Below are 24,912 nucleotides of genomic sequence, written 5' to 3'. Positions count from 1 at the left end.
CGCCGCTGCCGTCGACCGAGGCCGCCGACGCCGTGGCCAAGGCCTCCGCGGCGGTCGCCGGCGGCCGGGTGGAGTCGCTGACGACGGTGACCGAGCAGGGCGGCGGCCGGGCCTGGCGGGCCGTGGTCGTCGGCCCGGACGGGGTGCGGCACGCGGTGACGGTGGACGGGTCCGCCGGGACGATCACCGGCAACACCGTCCTCGGCGGCACCGCCGTCCACAACGGCTGACCACCACGACCCACCTGTCAGACCGGTCGGTCGGCCGGTCCGGCCACCGCGGCCGGCCCGACCGGCCGGCCATCGAGCGGGCGCGGCCGGGCCGCGCCGTACCGAAGGGAGCGCCGACGTGGGCGCCACGACAACCCCCCGAGCGGCCCGCCGCGGCCCGGCCGTCCCCGCGCGGGCCGTGCTGAGCAAGGTCCCGCAGGTGACGGCGGTGTTCTGGGCCGTCAAGGTCCTCACCACCGGCATGGGCGAGACCACCTCCGACTACCTCGCCCGGGTCCTGGGCCCGGTGCCGGCGGTCGGTTCGGCCGGGCTGCTGCTCGCCGCCGCCCTGTTCGCGCAGGCCCGCACCCGGCGGTACGTCCCGGCGGTGTACTGGACGGCGGTGGTCATGGTGAGCGTGTTCGGCACCATGGCCGCCGACGTCGCGCACGTCGCCGTCGGGGTCCCGTACGCCGCCTCGGCGGCCGGGTTCGCCGTGGTCCTCGCCCTGGTGTTCGCGCTGTGGCGGGCGACGGAGGGGACGCTCGCCGTGGAGACGGTCGCCGGCGGTCGGCGCGAGGTCTACTACTGGTGCGCGGTCATGGCGACGTTCGCGCTCGGCACCGCCGTCGGCGACCTCACCGCGGCCACCCTCGGCTGGGGCTACCTGCCGTCGGGGCTGCTGTTCGCCGCCCTGATCACGGTGCCCGCGCTCGCCCACCGCCTCGTCGGGCTCGGGCCGGTGCCGACCTTCTGGTGGGCGTACGTCCTCACCCGGCCGCTCGGCGCCTGCTTCGCCGACTGGGCCGGCGTCAGCCACGCGCGGGGCGGTCTGGACCTCGGTACCGGGCCGGTCAGCCTGGTCCTCGCCGTGGTGATCGTCGCGGCGGTGGCATGGCTGGGGGCGGCAGAACGGCGCGCGTCCCGGGAGTCGGGCGTTCGCACTCCCTGATCGCGGGATGTCCGGAAATCTCCGGATGTCCGTCATGAACGCTTGCGTTCCCCGTCTCCCGGGACCGGTGTCGGTGGGAGGTGAACGAATCCGTCCCCTCCCACCGTTCGCTCCCGAGCCATCGGGGAACCCGCCATGGCCACCCCGCGTGCCCTGGCCACGGCCCGTACCGCTCGGGCAGGTCACGCCACGGCGCCCCGGTCCGCAGTCGCCACAGCACACCATTGACCACCTGCCGGTGATCACGCCACGGACGACCACGCCCATCCACCCGCGGCAACACGGGCTCTATCCGCCCCCACGCCGCATCCGTCAACGCGCCTCGACCTGCCACAACATCAATGATCAGACACGCCTTGGTTGCAGGCGGGCAGACCGGGCACGTTGTGGAATGCCGCCGTGCCGTCCACGTACGGTGCGAACGTCCAGGTCGTATTCCATTCGGGCGTCCCCGCGCTGATCCACTGGCCGTTCACCCACACGGCCTCGGCGCGATACCAGACGTTGCCTGCAGTACCGACGTACCCGCCGGAGACCCAGCAGCCCGCCCATACCGCGTTGTTGTTCCCTGGGAAGACGGTGTGAGGCCGTCGAACTTGCCGGCCCCCGCGTCAGGAGCGGTGTAGACGCCCATACCGTGGCTGGTAGTCAGTGGAATACAACGCCCATCGGAACCGTGGTGATTCGGGTTCGGGTCGGCGGACGCATGCGAGGCCACGCACACGTCGCGTTCCCCGAGCCATCCGCGAGTGACCGCACCGCCGGCGGTGTCGACCCGGAAGTCCTCCAGGACGAACGGATCGCATACCAGCCGCGAGCCCCGCCCGACCGGTTCCGATCGGGCGGGGCCGCATCGCGAAAGCGCGTCCAGAGCACATGTGCCGCCTACGGCAGACAGCCGAGTGAACAGTTCAGTGGCCGTGCATCGTCGAATCGGGCGACGTCACAACCCGACCGGTCAGAGGATGACAAACTGCACGGATCCCACTGGAGGCCGTGAAATCATGGTGTGCACCGTTCGCTCCTGAGAACTCCCGGTGATGCCACTGCCGTTCCCCGACTGACAGGTGATGACTGCCGACGCAGTGACGGAGTGTGGCGGTATATTCGTGAACGGCCGATTCAGCGCAAAGAAGCCGGATGGAGCGGGAGATTTCACGTCCGCCTGTCGCGTCTGCCCGCCGACGGTCATCTTGACGTGTGTGGGATGGAAGTCGAGCCCGACAGGGGCACATTGCGCGACCCCGACCACCTCGACCCTCGCACTGTTCGGCCATGCACTTGCGGACGTGGCCGAGATCGGCACGACAATGAGACTCACTAGCAGCGCCGCAAGGACATACCCGAGGCGACGCGCATCCAGGTAAAGTCGCAGCATGACAAACTCCGAGCTGTTCGGGATTGCAGCCCCAGTACCATGCAACCCCTTCGGCCGCCCAACTGTCAACGCCGCACTCAGAGTTGCCTGAGGCCGTCATTATCGACACAGCGTGACATGACAGATCGTCGACCAGGAATCATCTCGGCGGCCGAATCAGAGACGACAATCGAGTTTTGACTCCAATGAAAAAGAGCAAACCTGGAGCGATCTTCAAGTGCCAGAAAACTGGCTTCTGTCCCGGTCCCGGGGGCACCACCGCAGCCGGGGACCGCGAAAGCGGGAGACGTCAGACGCCGGTGGTCTGGTCGATGAGCATCTCCACAAGACCGTCACGGCCTGCCGAGCGCAGTCGGCGAAGCTGGCGGGCTGCACCGTTGCCTTCGCGCAGCAGGCGGTGCAGCACGGGGGCGACATGCCGGTCCACACCGCTATCGGTCATCGGACCGGTGTAATCGAGCAGCCGCGCTACGGCGTCGTCGGGGTTGGTCAGGCGACCGGAGAGCGGGTCGAACACCGTGCCCGTGCAGCCGTACCGGGCACTGTGCCACACGGCGGCCGACAGGACCTCCTGTTCGACGGGCGGGATCCCCCGTTCGGCATCAGCGTCGGCAAGGGTCCGGGTGGCAAGGGCCCGCACGAGACCGGCGAGCATCACCGCTTCGTCGGCCCCCAGCTGGACGTCCATGGCGCGGATCTCGACAGTGGGGAAGTGCTCGGACAGACGGATGTGCCAGTAGACCTGCCCGAGGTCGCGGATCAGACCGCTCTCGACCAGGAGCGTGGTACGTCGGTCGTAGTCGCCGGCGTCGTCGAAGAACGGGGGCGGTCCGCTGACTGGCCAGCGGCCGAAAACCAGGGTGCGCCAGCTCGCGAACCCGGTGTCGGTGTTCTGCCACAGCGGTGAGTTCGCCGCAAGTGCGATCAGCAGGGGCAGCCAGGGGCGCAACCCGTTCATCACCGTGACGCCGGCCGCGCGGTCGGGAATGCCAAGGTGGACATGCATGCCGGTGATCAGCTGCTCGTCGGTGAGCAGCCGAGTGTCGGTGTGCATGGTCCGGTAGCGGACGGTGTCCGTCACCGGGACGGGCAGGCGATCGTTGAAAGGCGCCGCTGCGCACGCGGCCAGGCGGCAGCCCTCCTGCCGAGCTGCCTCGCCGAGGGCCAGGCGCATGCGCAGCAGGTGCCCGCCGGCTTCCTCCAGATCGCGGCAGACCGGGGTGGCGACCTCCAACTGCGCCTGGAGAAGTTCTCGCTGGACCTCGCCGTGCTCCAGGGCGGGCTGGAGGCCGGCGGCGCGGCGTACCTGGGCAGCGCGGGCCGCCGGGAGGCCGGTAGCCGGGTCGAGCAGGAGGTATTCCTCCTCGATGCCGAGGGTCAGCATGCCAGGCACCTACCCGCGCGGGGCACGTACATGCGGCTGACGTGTGCCGTGGACGGCCGGCGCCGTGTCGGCGAGCGCCACCCCGTAGCCAAGGGGCGGCCTCGGGCCGGACCTGGAAGTACACAGCCCATGGAGCGGGGACGTCCGGCAGATCACGGCCCCGCAGCGGGCGGATTCTCGCTGTCAGGGCAGCGGGACGGCGTGCAGGCACGTGTGCAGACCCGGCCCGGGCTTCGGCACCCACCGGACGTGCGCCAGGCCGAACCCCGCGGGAGGAGCCGGTGGACAGCGCGGTGCGGCCTGCGAAACGGTGCGGTCGGGCGGTCCTGGCGGGTCGGGCGGTCCTGGCGGGCTCCCGGTTCTCGGGGTACTGCAGCTCGAACTCCCGGCGACACGCACTCGGCCGTACGCGAGGTCGCCGCAGCCGAAGTCGCCGGTGTTCCCGCGGATCCCCGGGCCACCCGGGCGGCCTGCTTGGATCCGGATGCGGACCGCGCACTGAGACGGATCGCAGGGAACTCCTCGATGGTGTGGGCGTTGTCCGGGCGCGTACGACATCGAACTGCGCCGATCACTCCGTAGGGCGCTCCGACAGTGTGCCGGGAACGGGTGGCCGGCGGACCTTGATGACGACGGCGGCGATGACGACGGCCAGGGCGGCGAAGACCAGGCCCATCTGGAAGGCGCTGGCGATGCCGTGCACCAGGACCTGTGAGGAGTAGGGCTGGGGGAGTTGTCCGGTGGCCTTGAAGCGCAGGGCCTCCTGTGGGGTGGCCTGCTGGAGGAACTTCCCGACCTGCTGCTGGGCCTCGTTGCGGCTGGCGGTGCCGAAGACCGTGATCAGGATCGACAGGCCCAGGGAACCGCCCACCTGCTGGGTGGTGTTGAGCATGCCGGTGGCCGCGCCGGTCTCGTGCGGGGCGACGTGCGAGACGGCGGTGAGCATCACCGGGACGAAGATCGAGCCCATGCCGAAGCCGAACAGCAGGGTCGGGCCGAGGATGCCGCCGACGTAGGTGGTGTCGATGTCGATCTGGCTGGCCCAGGCGACCCCGGCCAGCACCAGGACCGAGCCGGTGACCAGGAACGGCTTGGGACCCCAGCGCAGTTGGTTGCGGGCAGCGAACTGGGCGGCGGCGATGATGGCGACGCTGATCGGCAGGAAGGCGAAGCCGGCCCGCAGCGGGCTGAACCCGAGGATCTCCTGCACGAACAGGGTGATGAAGAAGAAGATGCTGAACATCGCCGCGGCCACGCACAGCATCAGCCCGTACGCGCCGGAGCGGTTGCGGTCGCGGAACAGGTGCAGCGGGGTGATCGGCTGCGGGACGCGCCGCTCGTTGAGCAGGAACGCGGCGAGCAGGACGACGGCGAGGCTGAACGAGGTCAGTGTCACCGGGTCCGTCCAGCCGTGCTCGGAGGCACGGATGAAGCCGTAGACCAGCGAGACCATGCCCGCGGTGGCGGTGAAGGCGCCGGTGAGGTCGAAGCGGCCGGGGTGGCGCTCGGACTCGTTGATGTAGAGCGGTGCCAGCAGCGCGATCGCGATGCCGATCGGCACGTTGACGAAGAACACCCAGCGCCAGGAGAGCCAGGACGTCAGCATGCCGCCGAGCAGCAGCCCGATCGCGCCGCCGGCGCCCGCGACGGCGGAGAACACGCCGAAGGCCCGGTTGCGCTCCGGGCCCTCCTTGAAGTTGGTGGCGATCAGCGCGAGCGCGGTCGGCGAGGCGATGGCGCCGCCGAGGCCCTGCAGGGCCCGGGAGGCCAACAGCCAGGCCGAGGAGGTGGCCAGCCCGCCGAGCAGCGAGGCCGTGCTGAACACCAGCACGCCGACCATGAACACCCGTCGGCGGCCGAGGATGTCGCCCGCTCGGCCGCCGAGCAGCAGCAGCCCGCCGAAGGTCAGGGTGTAGGCGTTGATGACCCAGGACAGGTCGGTGGTGTTGAACTTCAGCGCCTGCTGGATGTGCGGCAGCGCGATGTTCACGATCGTGATGTCGAGGACGACCATGAGCTGGGTGGCCGCGATGACGGTGAGGGCTATCCCTGGGTGCTGGCCCCGACGTGCGGTCGCGGGCGGAGCCGTGGCCAGGGCACGCGAGGTGACCATGGCAGGTTCCCCAATGGCTCGGGAACGAACGATGGGAGGGGACGGATTCGTTCACTTCCACCGACACTAGTCCCGGGAGATAGGGAACACAACCGTTCATTACGGACAAGCAGCGATTTCCGGACAATCGCGCCGGCCGCCATGCCGGCACGCCGCAACCGGGCAGGTCATCGACGGTTTGTGCGGCGCACAGGACGGCGGGCGGCCCGGAAAGCGCGCGTGATCACGGCTGCGACCGCCCCGGCAGCGAGGTCGCCGCGCGTGCGGTCGGACCTTCGGTCACGCCCCGTCCGCGGGCGGTGATCATCCGGCGCCCCGGACAGCGGACACCATCGACGACCGACCGGCAGGGCAGGCGGCCGGCGACCAACAGGAGCCCGTGACACTCACCCTCGCCATCCCGGTGCGCCCCTTGTCCGCACAGCCAGAGGAACGGCGATGGTGCCGATCTGCGCCTGAACCACAGCACCACGGACGACACTCCCCGCCATCCGGCCGGCCGGTCACGGTGTACACCTTCGCGCCAGCTTGCCGCCCGCTCGCCCCTGGCCGAGGCGATCGCCGCCCTCGCCATCAAGGTCCGCACGCTGCCGACGGGCGGCCGGCGTCAGCACTTCGGGGGGCGGTGCTTGACAGGGCGTCGGGGGTGGCGGGAGAGTCTTATCCACAACGGTTTTCATCTTCGATAACCGCACGGGCGACTGCTGCCCGCCCGGGTCCACGCTGCGCGCGCGGCAGTTGCCACACCCGTAGGACCTTCCGCACGTGCGCCCCCACTCCCCGAAAGAGGACACCCATGTCGCTCGACGTCTCCCCCGCCCTCCTCGCCCAGGCCCGGGAGGGCCGCGTCGACGAGGCCGACTTCCTCGAAACCGTCCGCGCCTCGCTCCCCTACGCCTACCGGGTCGTCGCCGGGCTCAGCACCGAACTCGCGGCCGGTGACGACGAGTTCACCACCGACAACACCACGCCCAGCGACGAGCAGCGCGCGCAGCTGCTGCGCGCGCTCGCCAGCAACGCCATCCGGGGCAGCCTGGAGGACCACTTCGGCGTGAAGCTCGCCTTCGTCAACTGCCACCGCGTCGGCGCGTTCCGGCCCGGCGCCGAGGACAGTGAGGCGTACCGCGAGTTCACCTCGCTGCACAACCAGATCCGCAACCAGAGCCCGGAGCTGCGCAGCTGCTGACCGGCACTCGCGTGTGCGGGGTCACCGTCCGGGCGGTGGCCCCGCACACGCGTCGCCGCGTCGCCGTGTTGCCCTCCGGCGCGGGCGGTGGCCGTCCGTTACGGCCCATGGCCGTCCGTTACCCCCCATTGCTTCCCGTTGCTTCCCGTTGCCGTCCGCTGTCCGGATCGCGTGCCGATCTTGTCGGGCCGGGAGGTCGACGCTTACGTTCGGAGGGCACCACCGGTCCGGCCCTCCCTCCGGGGGGCCTCCTCACACCCCGCGGAGCCGCCCACCATGTCGCCGGACCCCCGCCCGCTGCGCAAGCTCGGCTTCCTGACCATCGGCCTCTTCGACGAAACGGACCCGCGGCACGGCCACGAGTCCACCCTGGACCTCATCGGCCTCGGCGAGCAGCTCGGCTTCGACAGCGCCTGGCTGCGCCACCGCCACCTCCAGTACGGGATCTCCTCCCCGGTCGCCGTCCTCGCCGCCGCCACCCAGCGCACCAGCCGCATCGAACTCGGCACCGCCGTCACCCCGCTCGGCTGGGAGAACCCGCTGCGGCTCGCCGAGGACCTCGCCACCGTGGACGTCCTGTCCGGCGGCCGGCTCAACCCCGGCTTCAGCGTCGGACCGCCCACCCACTACGAGCACGTGCGCGACGCCCTCTACCCGGACACCGGCGCGCACGAGGACTTCAGCCCCCGCCGCGCCGAACGGCTGCTCGCCCTGGTCCGCGGCGAGGACGCCTCCGACGTCTCCGGCACCGAGGGCATCGAGGTCTACTCCCGCCGGGTCCAGCCGCACTCCCCCGGGCTCGCCGCCCGGCTCTGGTACGGCGCCGGCAGCCTCCGCTCCGCCCGCTGGGCCGGCGAGCAGGGACTCAACCTGCTCACCAGCAGCGTGGTGAAGGCCGAGACGGACGGAGGTGGGACGAACGGAGCCGGGACGGACGGAGCCGGGACGGACCCGCGCGCGGCGGACGGCACCGACGAGGGCGCGTTCGACTTCGCCGCGATCCAGGCCGCCCAGATCCGTGCCTTCCGCGCGCGCCACCCGGACGGCAAGCGCGCCCGGGTCTCCCAGGGCCTGGTGGTCATCCCCACTGACAGCGCCACGCCCGAGCAGCGCGCCCGCTACGAGGCGTACGCCCTCGCCCGCGCCCCGCGCACGCTGACCCCGCAGGGTCCGGCCCGGCTGCTGTTCGCCCCCGACCTGGTCGGCACCTCCGAGGAACTCGTCGAGCGGCTGCACGCCCACGCCGGGTACCGGGAGGTCGACGAGGTCGCGTTCGCGCTGCCGTTCACCTTCGAGCACCGGGACTACGTGCAGATCCTCACCGACCTCGCGACCCGGCTCGGACCGGCGCTCGGCTGGCGCCCCGCCCCGGCGCCCGACGGGGGCTGACTGCCTCGCGGGCCACCTCGGACCGCATCCCGCACGGGCGCCCCCGTCGCCGACCGCGGAACGCTCCGGACCGCTCCGGACCGCTCCGGGACCGGCTGGACCGGCTGGACCGGCCGGACCCGCCGCGGTCGCTTGAGGACGCCAACAGCAGGGTATTCGAAGGGAGTTCACCGCAACCACGGCGGACGGCGCAGCGTCCTCAGCCGGTACGGACGCACGGCCGCCCCGGCCGGACGCCGACACGGGGGAGACCACGATGGGGCCCTACGGCTCGCCACCCGCACTGCCACCCGCACCGCCACCCGCCCTGCCCCCCTGCCCGCGCTGCGGCCTCACCGACCGGATCCGCGGCGTCCCGGCGGTGTACCACGCCGGGCGGAGCAGGGTGACCTCACGGCACCCGCAGGGCAAGGTCGGCCACCGGACCCGGGAGGTCGTCTCGGACCTCTCCCGCGCGCTGGCCCCCGCACCGATCCGGGACCAGCCGCCCGGCCTCACGCTGCTGGTCCTGGGGGCCGTCACCACCGCGTTCGCCGTGTTCGCCTTCATCGCCGGAAACCTCGCCCGGACCTTCGACCACGACGAACCGGGGTTCACGACCCTGCAGGGCCAGGGCCACCAGGGCTTCGAGGTCCCCGCCGCGATCCCCGTCATCGCCCTGGTCGTCGCCGCGGTCTTCTTCGTCACCGGCGGCGTGCTCAATGCCTCCGCCGCACGCGAACTCGCCGGCCGCCCCCGCGCCGAGCACCTCTGGGCCAGGGCCTGGTACTGCGACCGCTGCGGCACCGTCCACTTCCCGCCCGGCCGCGGCCTGCCCGCCGGCGCCCTGTCCCTGCAGGAGTTCCGCCGCGTCGTCTGGCACGCGGGCGGCTACGGCCATCTCGTCCGCGGCGACTGAGCCCGCCGGGCGTCAGAACTCCGCAGTGTCCAGTTCCAGTCCGAACGGCTCGGGGAGACGCACCGGGACCCCGAACGGGTGCGGTCCCTCGACCCGGGTGTAGCCGAGCGATCCCGGCTGCGAGAACAGCGTGCAGGCCCGCTCCTGCCGGTCGACCAGCAGGTACAGCGGCGCACCGTACTGCGCGTACCGGCGGCGCTTCACCGCGCGGTCGGTGTCACCGTTCGAGGGCGAGGTGACCTCGACGACGAGGACCGTCTGCTCGGGCAGCAGCGCACCCGGGTTGTTCGCCGCCAGTTCGACCGGCACGAGTGCGAGATCAGGAACGTACTAGTTCTCCGTGCCGGGCAGATCAAGGTTGCCAGAGCCTGCGCGCAGGCCGAGTTCGCGCTGTCGTGGCCCGATCTGCAGCCGGATCAGATCGATGGCGGTCTCGTGTTCCCAGGACGGCGACACGGGGGTGATGACTCCCTCGACGATTTCCACGCGCTCACCCGCGATGTGCCGAATCGCGTACTTGAGGGCTTGCTCCGGGTTCGGCACACGGCTGTAGTCGCCCGGGCCGACATGCGCTGTGCTCACTGGTGCTCTCCTGTCCGGCGCCGGTCCACGCGCTCGGGGGCCGCTCCGCAGGAAGACTACCGGTGCTTCACTGCGGCATCAGTGCACTTCACCGGTGCTCACCCTGTCGAATCAGGACAACCTCTGGCGCATGACTAAGCGCTTGCTTAGAATCGGGCGGTCGAGTTCCAGAGCCGAATGCGCACCAGGAGACGTCATGGCCGGAGACACCGCAGTCAACCGTCAGATCCGCCTCGCCCGACGGCCGGTCGGGGAGGTCCGGGCGGAGGACTGGGCGCACGGGAGCGAACCGGTCGGGGTCCCCGGGGACGGGGAGTTCCTGGGGCGTACCCGGTACGTGTCGCTGGACCCGGCGATGCGGGGGTGGCTGGACGACCGGCCGTCGTACCTGCCGCCGGTGGGGCTGGGCGAGGTCATGCGGGCGGGTTCGGTGGTCGAGGTCATCGCCTCCGACCACCCGAAGTTCCGCGTCGGGGACCACGTGGTCGGGGCCTTCGGGGTCCAGGAGTACGCGGTGTCGGACGGCAAGGGCGCGATCACCGTGGATCCCGCGCTCGCGCCGCTGTCGACGTACCTCGGCGCCCTCGGGATGCCCGGCATGACGGCCTACTTCGGTCTGCTGGACGTCGGGGCGCTCAAGGAGGGCGAGACCGTCGTCGTCTCCGGCGCCGCCGGGGCGGTCGGCAGCATGGTCGGGCAGATCGCCAAGGTCAAGGGCTGCCGGGTGGTCGGCATCGCGGGCGGCCCCGAGAAGTGCGCGCTGCTCACCGAGGAACTGGGCTTCGACGCAGCGATCGACTACCGCGCCGAGGACGTCCGCAAGGCACTGCGCGCGCACGCCCCCGACGGCATCGACGTCTACTTCGACAACGTCGGCGGGCCGGTCCTGGACGCCGCGCTGACCCGGCTCGCGATGCACGCCCGGGTGGTGATCTGCGGGGCGATCAGCCAGTACAACAACGAGACCGCCGTCGAGGGCCCGTCCAACTACCTGTCACTGCTGGTACGGCGGGCGCGGATGGAGGGCTTCGTGGTGTTCGACTACGCCCGGCGGTACGCGGAGGCGGCCGCCGAGATCGCCGGCTGGATCGGCGACGGCCGGATCACGGTGAAGGAGCAGGTGGTGGAGGGCACCGTGGACGACTTCCCGGAGACCTTCGGGATGCTGTTCCGCGGCGAGAACACCGGCAAGCTGGTGCTCCGCCTCACCTGAGCCTCCTGACCCGGGCCGCGCCCGCCGGTCCGGATCGCCCGGTCCGGGTCCCCGGTCCGGATCGCCCGGCCTCGCCCGCCGGTCCGGATCTCCCGGTCCGCGCCTGCCGGTCCTGATCCGGCGGTCGGGCCTTCGTCGAGGAGACCCCTCGGACGGCCGCTTCCCCGGAGCGGCCGCCCGGGGCCCCGGTCAGACGAGACGCTTGATCTCGCCGCGCGCCCGGTAGAAGCCGCCCGACGCGGACTCCCGGACCTCGGCGACCACGTAGCGCGCACCGGGCACCCGGACGTCCTTCGGGAACTGCACCCGCCAGGTGGGGTCGTAACCCTGCGAGATCACCCGCACCCGCAGTCGGGTGCCGTCCTGGACGCACTCCACCTCGATCCCGCCGCCGGCTGCGCCGCCCGACGCCACCACGACCGTCTCCAGCTCCGCACCGGCCAGCACCGGCTCCCAGCCCGCGCTCCTCACCTCGGCGGTCTTCGGCAGGGTGCCGCCCTCGGCCGCCCGGACGGCCTGCTCGCTCGCGTCGAGGCAGGCCAGCGAACCGTCGGTGGTGACCAGGTAGAGCCGGCCGTCCCGGTACTGCATGCTGTACGCCGAGCCGCAGCCGGTGGCGAGCTTCCACAGCCGGGTGCCGTCGGCGGCGAAGCAGTACACCGAGGAGTGGTTGTCCCCGGCGAAGACGTACTCGCCGTCCGGGGAGGCCGCGCAGGAGAAGACGGCGGCGTCGCAGCGGTAGGCGGCCACCTCGGCGCCGTCCGCCTTGCGCAGCCGGTGCACCCAGCCGTGCGCGGTGCCGGCGAACACCTCCTCGGCCTCCTGCCAGCCGAACAGCACCTCGCCCTGGGTGGGGGCGTGCCAGCGCGGGTCCCCGCTGCGGTTGTCGTAGCGGGCGACGCCGCGCGAGTGGCCGTGGTAGACGCCGTCGGTGTCGCAGCGCACCATCCAGCCGTCCCGGCCGTCGGCCTGGCGGCGCCACTGGAACTCGTCCTCGTGGTCCACCGTGGTCAGGCCGCCGCGTTCGTCGGCCACGCCGAGCACCCCGTCGTGGATGTCGAGCCAGTAGATGTCGACGTCCTGGGCGATCTCGTACGCGACCCGGGGGACCTTGCCGCCCAGGTCGTACACCTTGCCGTCGTCGCAGCCGGCGTAGATCCACCAGTCGTCCGCGACGATGCACTTGACGCCGTCCGGCAGACCGTAGCGGGCGGTGACCTCGCCGTCGTGGGTGAGGGTGTAGACGTCGCCGCGCTCGTTGCCGACCCAGGCGTGCTCCTCGCCGACGAAGATCCCGAAGGCGGGCGAGCCGGACCGGAACCGCCACAGCAGCGGGGCCTGGCGGGCGGTCGAGCGGGTGCTGACGATCTGCCGCCTGGTCACCGCGCGGCGCTGGCGCACGCCCCGGACGGCAGGGGCGTATCCCTTCCGGACCTTCTCGCCGATCTTCTTCGCGGCCGCGGCGGACGCCTTCTCGACGCTCGGGTAGCCGGTGGCCTTGCTCTGCCCGGGTTCGCCGATCCGCCCGTACCTGACGGTCACCACCGCACCGGCGAGCCGCACCTCGTAGAACTTGTGCGCACTCCCCTCGTCCTCGGACAGTTCGAGGTACGTGACCTGCTCTTCCACGGCGACGGACACGACGAAGTCCCCTTTCGGGCAACGGTGATGGAATCGCGGGGGCTGCTCCGGCCCGCCGACGGAACCAACGCTATGCCCCCGCACCGACAGTCACCCCCTCGGGCGCCCGCCACCGGCACCGCAGGTCCGTGCACGGCTCACGGGTCGGCACGCAGCTCGCTGATGAAGGCCTCCCAGTCCTCCTCCGTGGCCTCGCGCGCCGCCCCGGCCGGGACGAGCCGGTAGGTCGCCGCGAGCCAGTCCGACAGGGCGGCCGCGGGCAGTTCCAGGACGGCGCTCGACTCCCGGGAGGCCAGGCGCAGCCAGAGCAGGCGGCCGCCCTCGCCGCCGGGCACCGGCCAGATCCGGACGTCGCCGTCGCCGCTGCGCCCGGAGAGGCCCCGGTGCAGCAGCTCACGGCTGATCCGCCAGGTGACGCTGCGGCCCCGGGGCGGGGTGAGGGTGACGGACACCAGCACGGGAGTGTCCGGATCGAAGCGGAAGTCCGCCCGCAGCGGCTGCCGCTCGGCGCGGCCCAGCACCCGCCGGATGTCCAGCGAGAGTGCGGGAACGTCCTTCGGCACCTCCCGGCAGCCGCCGTGTCCCGGTCCTTCGCCGCTCATGGCGGTCCTCCCCTCTCCTCCGTCCCGGTTCCCTCCCGGTCTCACCCGGCCCGGGCCGGTCGTGTGCCGGTCGTGGGACGGTCGTGGGACGGTCGTGGGACGGGCACGTGCCGGTCGTGTCCCGAACTCTTCTGGAGCCGGCCGGTCCGGGGCATCCGTCAGTTGACCGTGGGTTTCCGTACGTCGCGGTGGGCTCGGCCGTCCGGGGCGGGGAGGGGGTCGGGCCGGAACGAGCCTTCCACGGGCCGGAACGGTGGTCCCGCAGGCGGGAGCAACCGTCAGATGACCGGTGTGCCGGGGGTTGGCCGCCGCAGTCACACCCACGTGTGCGGGCTCGGGTGGAAGCCTCGGCCGAAGAGTCGTCGGACCACGTGTCCGCAGGTGTACCCCGGCGGGAGGACACGGCAACGCCGGGCTTACGGCTGCCCGTGCACCCACAGTCGTGGGGGCCCGGCCGCGTATCCCCGGGGGCGGGCCCACATGTGCGAGGCCCGTCCCGGTGGTGCGTCACCCGCGAGTACCATGCGCAGCAACCATCTACGACGAGGAAGTGAACCGTTGTGACCAGCCAATCGGCCGCCACCCGCCGGTCGCTGTACGTCCTGCAGGCCGCATCGGACCTGGAGGAGAACCGGCGCCGGCAGCGGGAGCTGGCCGAGGAGGTCGAGCGCCTGGAGCAGGAGGAGGCCATCCTGGCGGAACTCCTGACCCTCGCCGAGCGGTACGAGGGGCTGTCCGAGCCCTCCCCCCTCCCCGAGCAGGCACAGGACGAACCCGTCCTCACCGCGGCACGGCCCGGAGACCGGCCGCACCGGCCGCTCCTCACCGACCTCCTGCTGGACCTGCTGCGCGGCCACGCCGAGCCCTGCGCGGCGAAGGAACTGCGGGAGGAACTGATGCACCGGCACCCGGACCGGGAGCCCACCCCGCAGGTGGTGCGCAACACGCTCGAAACGCTCGTCGCGAAGGGGCGGATCGGGCGGCAGAAACTGGACCGGTCGGTGGTGTACACCCTCCTCTGAGGGACACACGTGTGCGGGCGGGGTGCGGTCACCCGGGTACGGGTGTCGGCTCGCCGTCACGGTGCCGGCCCGGTGCGGGTGCAGGCCCCCGGTCCGGGTGTCCGCGTGCCCGGGCGTCAGGGCGTCAGGGCGTCAGGGCGTCAGGGCTGGGACGCCCCTGGCCCGGTCTCAGCTCCCCGGGGCGTCGGCCCGGATGTCCTGCCGGGTCAGCCAGTCGAGGACGTGGTCCGCGACCGGGCGCCAGCCGCTGTCCACGACCAGGGCGTGGCTGCGGTCCGCGAACTGTTTCAGCTCCGTCACCGCCACGGAGTCGCCGTACTGCTTGTAGACGGCCCGGGTCACCGCGTCGGGCACCAGCAGGTCCTCCTGGCCCGAGATCAGCAGCAGCGGCCCGCGGGCCCGTCGGCCGACGTCCACCGAGGTCAGCTCGGACGGGCCGCCGCCCACCTCGGTGATCAGCCGGCGCGGCGCCGGGACGGCGTAGCGCTCGTAGAGCTCGGCGGCACCGCGGTCGTCCGAGGTGTTCGCGAAGAATTTCCGGAACTGGACTCCGGAGAGCGGCAGTTGGTTTTCCGGGGCACCGCTGTCGGACGCCCCGGACGTTCCGGGCCCGCCGGGCGGGTTCGGCAGCGGCACACCGTTGATCGGCGCGGAGGCGATGGCCACCGCCGCGAGTCCGAGACCGGTCGCCAGCATCCGCTGCACGATCAGCCCGCCCACGGAGTGCCCGATGAGCACCGGCGGGCTGTCGAACGCCCCGACCACACCGGTGAAGTGCTCGGTCAGCGCCGCCAGCCCGAGGTCCGGGAGCCGGTCCGGGCGGCGCCGCGCCTCGTCGGCCGTCGGGAGCTCGCCCGGCCACCCCGGGGCCACGACGGTGAAGCCCCGGGCCGTGAAGCGCTGGGCCCACGCCTCCCAGCACAGCGCATGGAACCACGCTCCATGGACGAAGACGACGGGCGTACCGGGCACTACGGGGCCTCCTGGCGTGATCACCGCCCAGCACTGACGCTTGGGCACCCGGCCAGGATCGACCGGGAGCGGTGGCGCCGGAACAGTCGAATGACTTAATTGCTCCCATCGGCGACGTCGGGGGCCTCGGGGCGGCACCCGGCCGCCTTCGTCGCCGGGCGCCGAGACGGATTTCGCCGAGACGGATTTCGCCGAGACGGACGTCGCCGTCAGCCGTCGGCCGGCCCGTCGGGGGTCAGAGCCAGCCGCGCTCGTCTGCGGCCCGCAGGGCCTCCGTCCGGTTGCGGGTGCCGGTCTTGGCGATGGCCGAGGAGAAGTAGTTGCGGACCGTTCCCTCGGAGAGGTAGAGCTTCGCCGCGATCTCGGCGACCCCGGCGCCCGGGCGGGAGGCGTTCAGCACGTCGCGTTCGCGGGCGGTGAGCGGGGAGGCGCCCGCCGCGAGGGTGGCGGCCGCCAGTTCCGGGTCCACCACCCGCTCCCCCACCGCGACCCGGCGGATGGCGTCGGCGAGCACCTCGGCGGGCGCGTCCTTGACCACGAAGCCGAGGGCGCCGGCCTCCATGGCCCGGCGCAGGTAGCCGGCCCGGCCGAAGGTGGTGAGGATGACCACCCGGCACCCGGGCGCCTGCTGGGCCAGGACGGCGGCCGCTGCCAGCCCGTCCAGTCCGGGCATCTCGATGTCGAGCAGGGCGACGTCCGGCCGGTGCTCCAGCGCCGCCGCCACGACCCGGTCGCCGCGGCCGACGGCGGCGACCACCTCGAAGTCGTCCTCCAGGTCGAGCAGGGTGCACAGCGCGGTGCGCACCAGTTCCTGGTCCTCGGCGAGCAGCAGGCGGATCGTCATGTCGTCCGTTCGTGCGGGGAGTCGGAGGCGGCGGGGCCGCCGCGGGTGGCGGGGCCGACGGCGCCGCGGCGGGTGCCGGCCGGAGGGACGGTGACCAGCAGCCGCCACCCGCGCGGGGCGAGCGGTCCCGCCTCGACCGTACCGCCCGCCGCAGCGACGCGTTCCCGCAGTCCGGTGAGGCCCTTGCCGTCCGCGGTGCCGGCGCCCGGGCCGGCCGCGCCCCGCACCTCACCCGCAGTACCCGCGCCCGTTCGGTCCGTTCGGTCCGTGCCACCCGTTCGGTCCGTGCCGCCGGTGCCGTCGTCGCGGATCTCGACCGAGGTCGCGGTGAGCACCACCGAGCAGCGGCCGGCCCTGGCGTGCCGGACCGCATTGGTGATGCCCTCACGCAGCACCCAGCCGAACAGTTCGCGGTGCTCCGGCCCGACCGCGTCCGCCGCCGTCGGCAGGTCGGCCACCACCCCGGCGGCGCGCAGCAGTTCGCGGGCCCGGGCGAGTTCACCGGCCAGGGTCACCTCCCGGTAGCCGGTCACGGCGGCGCGGACGTCCGACAGCGCCTGCCGGGAGAGCGTTTCCACGCCCGCCATCTCGGCGACCGCGAGGTCCTTGTCCTTCCCGGCCAGTCGCTGCGCCAGCCGGGACTTGACGGTGATCGCGGTCAGCGAGTGGCCGAGCAGGTCGTGCAGGTCCCGGGCGATCCGGTCCCGTTCGGCCTCGGAGGCCAGCCGGGCCACCTCGGCCCGGGCGGCGACCAACTCCTGGTTGGTGGCGGCGATCTCGGCGAAGGCACCACAGGTGAGCGAGGTGAACAGCAGGGCCAGCGCCTGGAATCCGCCCGGCCCGGTGTGCCAGGGGCGCACCGCCCAGGGCAGCAGGAAGGCCGCCGCAGTGGCGACGGTCACCACCCGCGCGGCCTGTTCGCGCCACAACACCGCGACGGAGGAGACGACCACGGTGGCGAGGAAGAAGGCGTCCCCGTGGGCGAACGGCAGCGCGGCGACGAACAGCGCGGTCATCACCACCAACAGCGGCTTGATCCAGTGACGTCGGCCGCGTTCGAGGGCGAGGGCGGTCAGCGCGTAGCAGAGGCAGAACACGGCGACCACGGCGTACCCGGCGACCGCCGCCGCCCCGGAGACGTTGCCACTCACGGCCACGGCGGTGAGCGCCGGGAACACCAGCATCCCGGCGCCCAGCAGGAGTCGCCGTCGGCCCCGCCCCCAGCGGGAGGCGGGGCTCCGTACGGTCTCGCGGTCGAGGTCGGTCACCCTCGCGCCCCCTCCTCAGAGCCTGGCGAACAGGGTACGCAGGTGCCGTCCGTTGACCAGGACGGCCACGCCCAGCAGGGCGAGTCCGCACAGGCCCTGCTCGACCTTCATCCAGACCGGGAAGACCCCCGGCAGGACGACGATCGTGACGATGGCGGCGAGCATGACGGTCGAGATGATCCGCAGCCGCCGGAACGCGCCGCGGGAGCCACGGCCCGCGCGGACGGTGAGCAGCAGGGTCACGGCGGCACCGAGCACCACGATGGTGCCGCGGACCCAGACCGCGGGGGTGACGACGGAGGGGTGGTCGCGGAGGGCGAAGGCGGCCACCAGCGTCAGCACGCTGAGGCCGAGGTAGGCGAGGACGAACCGGTGCACGGTCCGGAACGCCCGTCGGGTGTCGGGGTGGTGCAGGCCGGCGACGGCTTCGGGAGCGGGTTCGGTGTGGGTGTCGGTGGAGGTCATGGACCCATCGTGGGCTCGGGGCCGGTGCGCGGGGCAGTGTGCTCGCACACCGGCCCGCCATGACAATTGTCAGCACCGGCCGCCGTCAGCCCGGTGCCCGCCAGACCTGGCAGACCCGGCATGTCCAGCATGCGCACCATATGCAGCTTCGCGACCGCCGTCCCGTCCACCAGGACGGCTCTCGGCTCCCGCCCCCACACCTCGAAACCGCAGGCGGTGTAGAGCCGCAGCGCCGCCTCGTTGCCCTCCGAGACGGTCAGCAGCACCTGCCGCAGCCGCCCGTCCTCGTCGGCCGTCCGCAGCACCTCGCGCACCAGCGCCCGGCCGACCCCCCGGCCGGTGGCAGTGCGGGCCACCGCCATGCCGTACAGCGTGCCCTTGTGCCGCTCCTGGCTCCGCCGTGCCACCTTGAGCCCGGCGGTGCCGATCAGCGTGCCGGTGGCGTCGAAGGCCCCGAGCAGGGCGCCCGGCCCGTCCTCCGCCCCGGCGAGGCGGTGCAGCGTGGCGGCCATCGGCTTGGCGCGTTCCTCGGCGTGGCCGGAGGTGAAGGCGCTCGGTGTCTCCCGCAGTGCCTGCAGGCGGAACGCCCGGTACTGCTCGGCGTCCGTGCGGCCCAGGCGGCGGACGGTGGCGGGCCCGGGGCCGTGCCCGGTGCCGTGCCCGGGAGCCGACGTGGGCGCCAACGTGGGCGCGAGTGTGGGCGCGGGCTCAGCCGAGGCGGACACGGGTGCACCTCGTCACGTACGGCAGGGCGATCGCGTCCCGTCCGGCCAGGTCCGGGTGGGTCGCGAGCAACTCCTCGACGTCGGCCAGCAGTCGGGCCCGTTCGTCCTCCGGCAGCGCGATGACGTAGCTGCGGGACGCGACCATGTCGACGATCCCGGCGCGCGTGGTCCCGTGCTCCCAGCGGATCTCCAGCCGCTCGGGCGCGCCGAACGGTGCCGGGAGGACCGGCTCGGTGTCGATCCGCTGCCGCGCCGAACGGTGCATCAGCGCGCCGAGTTCGGCGGCCCAGGGCTCCGTCTCGTCCCGGACGTTCCACACCAGCGCGAGCGTCCCGCCGGGGGCGAGCACCCGGGCGACCTCGGGCACCGCGGCCGCCGGGTCGAACCAGTGCCAGGCCTGCGCCACCACGACGGCGTCCACGCTCCCGTCCGGCAGCGGGATGCGCTCCGCCGAGCCCGCCCGTACGGCCGCCCCGGGGACCGCCGCGGCCAGTTGCGCCCGCATCCCCTCGTCGGGCTCGACCGCCACCACGTCCAGGCCCGCCTCGACCAGCAGCCGGGTCAACTTGCCCGTCCCGGCGCCCAGATCGAGCACCCGCCGGGCCTGCCGCGGCACCGCCGACCCGATCAGCGCCTGCGGGTAGCCCGGCCGCCCGGCCTGGTACGCGGCCGCCGCGACCCCGAACGACCGCGCCCGGAGCCGCTCCGCCCACCGCCGGGTCGCCCCCTGCCTGGTCATCCCACAGGCTCGCCCGATCTCCTCCCAGGTCGCCTCCCGCCCGCGCCGCAACTCCTCCACCACCTCGGTCCGCCGCTCCTCCAGCGCCTCGATCACCCCCGACAGCCGCCGCAACCCCTCCACCCCGCCCCCACCGGCCACATCCTCCGCCACCCGCCGACCAAGATCGTCCGTCTCCATGCGCCGCACTGTACGGACCGCACCGCGAATCCGTCAATGAGCGTTGCCCTGGTAGGCAACATCTGTTGCTCAGCGGCCATCCCCCGCACGGGTGATCAGGGGCGGCGTCGGCGCTCACTTAGCACGAACTCGGCGAGGCGCGGGGGGACTTGGGCCGGAAACCCTTCACATGGGGGAATCCGGCCCGGGTTGGCGGTGCGGGGGGCGCGGGGCGAGAAGCCTGGTGCGGGGCGGCGATCCGCCGGATGTGGGACTGGTGTGCGAGATGTCGGGCATGTCCGGCAAGTTGCCACAAGTCGGTTGAGAGGCAGTATTTTTGAGCTTCGGTCAGGATTGTCCTGAACTTGGCTATGCTGCAGCACCACGCCTCCGGAGCCGGTCGCCGTCCGTCCCCGTACTGTTCCGATCGTTTGAGGATGCTGAATGCTTCGAGCTGGATCGTCACCCGCCAGACGGCGCCCCACGCCCCTGCTCGGCTGGTTGCTGCCGACGGCCGTGATGGCGGCGGCCGTGGCGGTCGCCGTGGCGGTGGTGGCCGCCGGGGCCCGGGCCGGGGTGCTGTGGTGCGGGGCGACCGCCACCGTGCTGGTGGCCGTGGTGGCCGCCGAGTCGGCCCGCCGGGGGCGGGCGTTGGCCGAGCTGCGTGACCGCAGCACCCGGCAGGCGGAGGACCTGCAGCGCCGGCTGGCCGGGCAGGAGGACGAGCTGGCGCGGCTGGCCGAGGTCGAGCTGCGCCGGGTCGTCGCAGGGGCCCGGTACGGGTACTCGATGGACGTGCTGCTGAACCCGATCGAGCAGGACCTCGTGTCCGTCTCCCCGCGGTTCCGCAGGTCGCTGGTGTCCGTCGCGCGCGGCATCGCCGTCGCCGTCGACGACGAGGTCAGCCGGCGCGACTCCGCCGAGCGTGCCTTCGTCAACATCGCCCGCCGGGTCCAGGCGATCATCCACCGGCAGGCCAAGGACCTGCGGGAGATGGAGGACCGGCACGGCAACGACCCGGCGGTCTTCGACGACCTGCTGCGCCTGGACCACGGCAACGCGCTGACCGGCCGTCTGGCCGACAGCATCGCCGTCCTGTCCGGCGCCCGCCCCGGCCGTCAGTGGACCCGGCCGATCGCGCTCTACAGCGTGCTGCGCGGCGGCATGTCCCGGATCCTGGAGTACCAGCGGGTGGACCTGCACCCGGTGGCCCAGATCTCGGTCACCGGCCCGGCCGTCGAACCGCTGATCCACGCCGTCGCCGAGCTGCTGGACAACGCCACCCGGTACTCGCCGCCGCACACCCACGTGCACCTGAGCGCCTCCGAGGTGCAGAGCGGGATGGCGATCGAGATCGAGGACGGTGGCCTCGGCCTCACCGACGAGGCCCGGGCCCGCGCCGAGCGCGCGATGCGCGAGGCGATGGTCTCCAAGGACTTCGACGACCTCACCGAGTCCCCCCGGCTGGGCTTCGCCATCGTCGGCCGGCTCTGCCAGGCGTACGGCTTCCAGGTGTCGCTGCGCCGCTCCGCGTACGGCGGGGTGCGCGCGGTGCTGGTCGTGCCGCAGGAGCTGCTCACCACCGCGCCCCCGACCGGGCGGGCGCACGGCATCGGCGCCTTCTCCGGTCCTCGCCCGCTCCCGCCGAACCCGCCCCGGCACGCGGCCCCGGCGCGGCCCTGGGGTGCCCGGACCACCTCGGCCGGGGTCGGCCCGTCGTACGGGTCGACCAGTCCGTGGGGTTCGCCGTCCGTCTCGTCGACGGCCGGGGACGACGAGGTGATCGTGACCGAGCGGACGGCCAACGGGCTGCCGCAGCGCCGGCGCCGCCCGTCGCTGACCCGCACCTTCGCGGCGCCCGCGCGGCCGGCGCACGCCGCCCCGCAGCCCGCCGGTCCGACGGCCGGTCCCACGGCCGGGCCGGGTCCGGCAAACGGTCCGACGGCCGGTCCGGCTGGGCAGGACCCCCGCCCGGCCAAGGAGCCGAAGCAGCCGGGCCTGTGGCTGGAGGCGTTCATGGACGGCATCAAGGGCACCGGGTCCGGCCCGTCCGCCGGGCAAGCCGGTCCCGCCGGGCAAACCGGGCAGACCGGCCAGGCGGGTGCGGTCGGCCGGCCCGGTGCGCCCGGGAGCGGGCACCCGGGCCCCGGACACACCAGTGAAGAGACGGCAGGGAAAGGCGAGCAGTGATTCCGCACCGCAGCAACATGGACTGGATCCTCAACGACCTCGCGCACAGCGTCCCGTGCGTGCGCCACGTCATCGTGCTGTCCGGCGACGGCCTGCGGATCGCCCAGTACGGCACCGACCCGGACACCGCCGACCGCCTCGCCGCCGCCTGCGCCGGGCTGCAGAGCCTGGCCGGCGCGATCGGGCACGAGTTCCCGCACGGCGACGGCTCGATGCGGCTGGTGGTGATCGAGGTGGACGGCGGCTACTTCTACCTGATGGCGGCCGGCGACCGCGCCTACCTGGCGGTGCTCGCCGACGAGGGCGTGGACGCCGGACTGGTGAGCCACCAGATGCGCGACCTGGTCGCCCGGATCGGCGAACACCTGTCGACGCCGCCGCGCAATCCCGAGGCGGTCGCGTGAACCGGCCCGCGCCGCCGTCCCGGCGGCGGAGCGGGTCCGCGGACGAGCACAGTGAGGCGGTTGCATGACGGCAGACCAGGGCGGCTGGGACGGCCCCGAGCCCGACCGCCTGTACGTGATCACCCGAGGCCGCAGCGGTCCGTCCGGGCCGGGGGTCTTCGACCTGGTCACCCTGATCGTCTCGCGTGCGGATCCGACCCCCGCCCTGCAGCCCGAGCACGCGGCCATTCTGCGGCTGTGCCGCTCCCCGCTCTCGGTGGCGGAGGTCTCCGCCTACCTGGAGCTGCCCACGAGCGTGGTCATCGTCCTGCTGGCGGACCTGCTCGACGACGAACTGATCGAGGCCCGCGCCGCCGTCCCGGCGGCGGAACTTCCCGACCGGGCCCTGTTGGAGGCGGTGATCCATGGACTTCAGCGGCTCTGACACGCTGGCCGGTCCGGCCGGTGCGGACCTGCTGCCGGACACCGTCACCACGGCGGTCAAGGTGGTGATCGTGGGGGGCTTCGGCGTCGGCAAGACGACGCTGGTCGGCTCGGTCAGCGAGATCCGCCCGCTGACCACCGAGGAGACCATGACCCAGGCCGGGGTCGGCGTGGACGACCCGACCGGGGTCGAGCACAAGACCTCGACCACCGTGGCGATGGACTTCGGCCGGATCAGCATCAGCGACCGGCTCGTGCTGTACGTCTTCGGCACCCCCGGGCAGGAGCGGTTCTGGTTCCTCTGGAACGGCCTGTTCGAGGGCGCCCTGGGCGCGGTGGTGCTGGTGGACACCCGCCGGCTGGAGGTCAGCTTCGAGGTGATCGGGCGGCTGGAGGAGCGCGGCGTCCCGTTCGTGGTGGCCGTCAACGGCTTCCCCGAGGCGCCGAGCTTCGCCCTCGACGAGCTGCGCGGCGCGCTCGACCTGCCGTCCGAGGTGCCGATCGTGGCCTGTGACGCGCGCAGCCGCGAGTCCGGCCGGGACACCCTGATGACGCTGATGCACTACCTGTACGAGCTGGCCGCACCGACCACCCGAACCCTGTGACCGGAGACCCCGTGACCACCCCGTTCCCCGACGACGCCGTCCCCTCCCCGCCGCCGGGCTGCCCGGCGCACGGCCGCGCCGACGGCCGGACCGACCCCGCGCACTCGTTCGACCCTGCCTACCCGCCCGGCACGGCGGACGCGCCCGACGCCGTGTACCCGCCCGGCACGGCGGACGCGCCCGGTCCGATCGGCCCCGGCGGCCTGCGGCGCCTCTACGGACCGGAGGCCGAGTCCGACCCGGCGGGCCTCTACGAGAAGCTGCGCGCCGAGTACGGCGAGGTGGCCCCGGTGCTGCTGCACGGTGACCACCGGGCCTGGCTGGTCCTCGGCCACGGCGCCAACATCACCGCGATGCGCACCCCCTCGCTGTTCTCCCGCGACTCGCGGCTGTGGACGGCCTTCCGCACCGGTGAGCTCTCGATGGACTCCCCGCTGCTGCCGGTGGTCGCCTGGCAGCCGATCTGCGTGTTCGCGGACGGCGACGAGCACCGCCGGCTGCGCGGCGCCGTCCTGGACGGCCTGAACCGCTTCGACCGGCGCGGCATCCGCCGCCACGTGCGGCGGTTCACCACCGACCTGGTCCAGGTGGTGGGGCCGACCGGCCACGCCGAGCTGATCACCCAGTTCGCCGAGCACCTGCCGATGCTGGTGATGACCAAGCTGCTCGGCATGCCCGACGAGTACGGGCCTCAACTGGTCGATGCTGCCCGGGACTTGATGAAGGGCACCGAGACGGCCATCGCCAGCAACGAGTACGTGGTGGCCGGTCTGCGCCGGACCATCGCCCTCAAGCGGGAGGCGCCCGGCGACGACCTCACCAGCCGGCTGCTGGCACACCCGGCCGGGCTGACCGAGGACGAGGTGATGGAGCACCTGCGGGTGGTGCTGCTCGCCGCCAACGAGACCACCGTCAACCTGATCGCCGACTCACTGAAGATGGTGCTCACCGACCCGCGGTTCCGCGCCCACCTGTCCGGCGGCCAGATGACCCTGGGCGAGGCACTCGACCAGGTGCTGTGGGACTCCCCGCCGTTGTCCCTGGTGGCCGGCCGCTGGGCGACGGCCGACACCGAGCTGGGCGGGCAGCAGATCAAGGCCGGGGACCTGCTGCTGCTCGGGCTCGCGGCGGGGAACGTCGACCCGGTGGTCCGCCCCGACCTGGCGACCCCGCTGTACGGCAACCGCTCGCACCTGTCCTTCGGCGCGGGACCGCACGAGTGCCCGGGCCAGGACATCGGGCGGCACGTCGCCGAGGCCGGCATCGACATCCTGCTCACCCTGCTGCCGGACGTCCGGCTCGCCGTGCCGGAGGAGGAGCTGACCTGGAGCTCGGCCTGGATCTCCCGGCACCTGACGGCGCTGCCGGTGGAGTTCACCCCCCGCGACATCGAGCCGGATCCCGTGTCGGTCGCGGAGGCGGAGCGGGCGGCCGCGGTGGCGGCGGAGGCCGAACGGGCGGTGGACACCGAACGGGCCGCCCGGATCGGGGCGGCGTCCGCAGGCGCCGGGGCGGTCGGGGCGACCGGGTCGGCCGCCCCGACCGTCCC

The 24,912-nt window shown here is 73.0% G+C and carries 22 protein-coding genes and 2 pseudogenes; 12 read left to right on the top strand and 12 right to left on the bottom strand.

Features of this window, described 5'->3' with window-relative positions:
- Together ACFV04_RS35640 and ACFV04_RS35635 are read left to right on the top strand one after the other, a co-directional pair.
- Positions 1–230 (top strand): hypothetical protein (locus ACFV04_RS35640; protein ID WP_380535068.1); only part of this gene is annotated, 230 nt, incomplete at its 5' end.
- Between the two features lie 118 nt (positions 231–348).
- Positions 349–1,161, top strand: a complete 813-nt coding sequence (locus ACFV04_RS35635) for a hypothetical protein (RefSeq protein ID WP_380535067.1) — start codon at positions 349–351, stop codon at positions 1,159–1,161.
- A 157-nt stretch (positions 1,162–1,318) separates the two neighbouring features.
- Here ACFV04_RS35635 and ACFV04_RS35630 read toward each other — a convergent pair.
- From ACFV04_RS35630 to ACFV04_RS35620, 3 genes and pseudogenes are all read right to left on the bottom strand, one after another.
- Positions 1,319–1,495 (bottom strand): annotated as a pseudogene (locus ACFV04_RS35630) (transposase); the annotation flags it as partial.
- 1,333 nt (positions 1,496–2,828) lie between these two features.
- Complete coding sequence (locus tag ACFV04_RS35625; RefSeq protein WP_380535065.1) at positions 2,829–3,923, bottom strand: glutamate--cysteine ligase; 1,095 nt, start codon at positions 3,921–3,923, stop codon at positions 2,829–2,831.
- A 571-nt stretch (positions 3,924–4,494) separates the two neighbouring features.
- Positions 4,495–6,036 (bottom strand): MFS transporter, encoded by a 1,542-nt coding sequence (locus ACFV04_RS35620; protein WP_380535063.1) that lies wholly within the window; start codon positions 6,034–6,036, stop codon positions 4,495–4,497.
- Between the two features lie 796 nt (positions 6,037–6,832).
- Between ACFV04_RS35620 and ACFV04_RS35615 the strand changes: the two genes are divergently transcribed.
- From ACFV04_RS35615 to ACFV04_RS35605, 3 genes are all read left to right on the top strand, one after another.
- Complete coding sequence (locus tag ACFV04_RS35615; protein WP_380535061.1) at positions 6,833–7,222, top strand: SCO5389 family protein; 390 nt, start codon at positions 6,833–6,835, stop codon at positions 7,220–7,222.
- A gap of 276 nt (positions 7,223–7,498) precedes the next feature.
- Positions 7,499–8,611, top strand: coding sequence for an LLM class flavin-dependent oxidoreductase (locus ACFV04_RS35610; protein ID WP_380535059.1), 1,113 nt, complete (start codon positions 7,499–7,501; stop codon positions 8,609–8,611).
- Between the two features lie 385 nt (positions 8,612–8,996).
- Positions 8,997–9,509 (top strand): hypothetical protein, encoded by a 513-nt coding sequence (locus ACFV04_RS35605; protein ID WP_380535057.1) that lies wholly within the window; start codon positions 8,997–8,999, stop codon positions 9,507–9,509.
- Positions 9,510–9,521: 12 nt separating this feature from the next.
- On the opposite strand, the pseudogene ACFV04_RS35600 reads toward ACFV04_RS35605, so the two are convergent.
- A pseudogene (locus ACFV04_RS35600) lies at positions 9,522–10,091 on the bottom strand (Uma2 family endonuclease).
- A 196-nt stretch (positions 10,092–10,287) separates the two neighbouring features.
- Between ACFV04_RS35600 and ACFV04_RS35595 the strand changes: the two are divergent.
- On the top strand, positions 10,288–11,304 hold the full coding sequence (locus ACFV04_RS35595; RefSeq protein ID WP_380535055.1) for an NADP-dependent oxidoreductase: 1,017 nt from the start codon (positions 10,288–10,290) through the stop codon (positions 11,302–11,304).
- A gap of 189 nt (positions 11,305–11,493) precedes the next feature.
- On the opposite strand, the gene ACFV04_RS35590 is transcribed toward ACFV04_RS35595, so the two are convergent.
- Both ACFV04_RS35590 and ACFV04_RS35585 read right to left on the bottom strand, forming a co-directional pair.
- The gene (locus tag ACFV04_RS35590; protein WP_380535053.1) at positions 11,494–12,945 is read right to left on the bottom strand and encodes a WGR domain-containing protein; all 1,452 of its coding nucleotides are present in this window, start codon (positions 12,943–12,945) and stop codon (positions 11,494–11,496) included.
- A gap of 137 nt (positions 12,946–13,082) precedes the next feature.
- Positions 13,083–13,547: an SsgA family sporulation/cell division regulator gene (locus tag ACFV04_RS35585; RefSeq protein WP_380535051.1), complete on the bottom strand. Its 465-nt coding sequence runs from the start codon at positions 13,545–13,547 to the stop codon at positions 13,083–13,085.
- Between the two features lie 560 nt (positions 13,548–14,107).
- Between ACFV04_RS35585 and ACFV04_RS35580 the strand changes: the two genes are divergently transcribed.
- Positions 14,108–14,569, top strand: a complete 462-nt coding sequence (locus tag ACFV04_RS35580) for a hypothetical protein (RefSeq protein ID WP_380535050.1) — start codon at positions 14,108–14,110, stop codon at positions 14,567–14,569.
- Positions 14,570–14,737: 168 nt separating this feature from the next.
- On the opposite strand, the gene ACFV04_RS35575 is transcribed toward ACFV04_RS35580, so the two are convergent.
- The 6 genes from ACFV04_RS35575 to ACFV04_RS35550 form a co-directional block, all read right to left on the bottom strand.
- On the bottom strand, positions 14,738–15,541 hold the full coding sequence (locus tag ACFV04_RS35575) for an alpha/beta hydrolase (RefSeq protein WP_380535048.1): 804 nt from the start codon (positions 15,539–15,541) through the stop codon (positions 14,738–14,740).
- A gap of 235 nt (positions 15,542–15,776) precedes the next feature.
- Positions 15,777–16,385, bottom strand: coding sequence for a response regulator transcription factor (locus tag ACFV04_RS35570; protein WP_360264134.1), 609 nt, complete (start codon positions 16,383–16,385; stop codon positions 15,777–15,779).
- Positions 16,382–17,653: a sensor histidine kinase gene (locus tag ACFV04_RS35565; RefSeq protein ID WP_380535046.1), complete on the bottom strand. Its 1,272-nt coding sequence runs from the start codon at positions 17,651–17,653 to the stop codon at positions 16,382–16,384. Before ACFV04_RS35565 ends, ACFV04_RS35570 begins: the two co-directional genes overlap by 4 nt.
- A gap of 15 nt (positions 17,654–17,668) precedes the next feature.
- A complete protein-coding gene (locus ACFV04_RS35560) occupies positions 17,669–18,118 on the bottom strand; it encodes a hypothetical protein (RefSeq protein ID WP_380535044.1) in 450 nt (149 codons plus the stop codon).
- The gene (locus tag ACFV04_RS35555) at positions 18,115–18,843 is read right to left on the bottom strand and encodes a GNAT family N-acetyltransferase (RefSeq protein WP_380535042.1); all 729 of its coding nucleotides are present in this window, start codon (positions 18,841–18,843) and stop codon (positions 18,115–18,117) included. Before ACFV04_RS35555 ends, ACFV04_RS35560 begins: the two co-directional genes overlap by 4 nt.
- Entirely contained in the window at positions 18,827–19,762 is a 936-nt protein-coding gene (locus tag ACFV04_RS35550; RefSeq protein WP_380535040.1) for a class I SAM-dependent methyltransferase, read from the bottom strand. The genes ACFV04_RS35555 and ACFV04_RS35550 overlap by 17 nt, the downstream gene beginning before the upstream one ends.
- 423 nt (positions 19,763–20,185) lie before the next feature.
- On the opposite strand from ACFV04_RS35550, the gene ACFV04_RS35545 reads away from it, so the two are divergent.
- The 5 genes from ACFV04_RS35545 to ACFV04_RS35525 all read left to right on the top strand — a co-directional run.
- Positions 20,186–21,931, top strand: a complete 1,746-nt coding sequence (locus ACFV04_RS35545) for an ATP-binding protein (protein ID WP_380535038.1) — start codon at positions 20,186–20,188, stop codon at positions 21,929–21,931.
- Positions 21,932–21,948: 17 nt separating this feature from the next.
- The gene (locus tag ACFV04_RS35540) at positions 21,949–22,335 is read left to right on the top strand and encodes a roadblock/LC7 domain-containing protein (protein ID WP_360264151.1); all 387 of its coding nucleotides are present in this window, start codon (positions 21,949–21,951) and stop codon (positions 22,333–22,335) included.
- 64 nt (positions 22,336–22,399) lie between these two features.
- A complete protein-coding gene (locus ACFV04_RS35535) occupies positions 22,400–22,759 on the top strand; it encodes a DUF742 domain-containing protein (protein ID WP_380535036.1) in 360 nt (119 codons plus the stop codon).
- On the top strand, positions 22,740–23,363 hold the full coding sequence (locus tag ACFV04_RS35530; RefSeq protein WP_380535034.1) for an ATP/GTP-binding protein: 624 nt from the start codon (positions 22,740–22,742) through the stop codon (positions 23,361–23,363). The genes ACFV04_RS35535 and ACFV04_RS35530 overlap by 20 nt, the downstream gene beginning before the upstream one ends.
- Before the next feature lie 152 nt (positions 23,364–23,515).
- Positions 23,516–24,912, top strand: a 1,397-nt coding sequence (locus tag ACFV04_RS35525) for a cytochrome P450 (protein WP_380535070.1), incomplete at its 3' end; no start/stop codon positions are given.

The sequence above is a fragment of the Kitasatospora sp. NPDC059599 genome (assembly GCF_042735125.1).
GTDB lineage: Bacteria > Actinomycetota > Actinomycetes > Streptomycetales > Streptomycetaceae > Kitasatospora.
Note: the sequence above shows the minus strand (reverse complement) of the source record. Positions and strands in the feature narration are given on the sequence as shown.

Excerpts from the sequence above, each read along its gene's own strand:
- ACFV04_RS35625 (WP_380535065.1), bottom strand. The coding sequence starts at position 3,923 with ATGCTGACCCTCGGCATCGAGGAGGAATACCTCCTGCTCGACCCGGCT.
- ACFV04_RS35620 (WP_380535063.1), bottom strand. The coding sequence starts at position 6,036 with ATGGTCACCTCGCGTGCCCTGGCCACGGCTCCGCCCGCGACCGCACGT.
- ACFV04_RS35615 (WP_380535061.1), top strand. The coding sequence starts at position 6,833 with ATGTCGCTCGACGTCTCCCCCGCCCTCCTCGCCCAGGCCCGGGAGGGC.
- ACFV04_RS35610 (WP_380535059.1), top strand. The coding sequence starts at position 7,499 with ATGTCGCCGGACCCCCGCCCGCTGCGCAAGCTCGGCTTCCTGACCATC.
- ACFV04_RS35595 (WP_380535055.1), top strand. The coding sequence starts at position 10,288 with ATGGCCGGAGACACCGCAGTCAACCGTCAGATCCGCCTCGCCCGACGG.
- ACFV04_RS35585 (WP_380535051.1), bottom strand. The coding sequence starts at position 13,547 with ATGAGCGGCGAAGGACCGGGACACGGCGGCTGCCGGGAGGTGCCGAAG.
- ACFV04_RS35570 (WP_360264134.1), bottom strand. The coding sequence starts at position 16,385 with ATGACGATCCGCCTGCTGCTCGCCGAGGACCAGGAACTGGTGCGCACC.
- ACFV04_RS35560 (WP_380535044.1), bottom strand. The coding sequence starts at position 18,118 with ATGACCTCCACCGACACCCACACCGAACCCGCTCCCGAAGCCGTCGCC.
- ACFV04_RS35550 (WP_380535040.1), bottom strand. The coding sequence starts at position 19,762 with ATGGAGACGGACGATCTTGGTCGGCGGGTGGCGGAGGATGTGGCCGGT.
- ACFV04_RS35545 (WP_380535038.1), top strand. The coding sequence starts at position 20,186 with ATGCTTCGAGCTGGATCGTCACCCGCCAGACGGCGCCCCACGCCCCTG.
- ACFV04_RS35540 (WP_360264151.1), top strand. The coding sequence starts at position 21,949 with ATGGACTGGATCCTCAACGACCTCGCGCACAGCGTCCCGTGCGTGCGC.
- ACFV04_RS35535 (WP_380535036.1), top strand. The coding sequence starts at position 22,400 with ATGACGGCAGACCAGGGCGGCTGGGACGGCCCCGAGCCCGACCGCCTG.
- ACFV04_RS35530 (WP_380535034.1), top strand. The coding sequence starts at position 22,740 with ATGGACTTCAGCGGCTCTGACACGCTGGCCGGTCCGGCCGGTGCGGAC.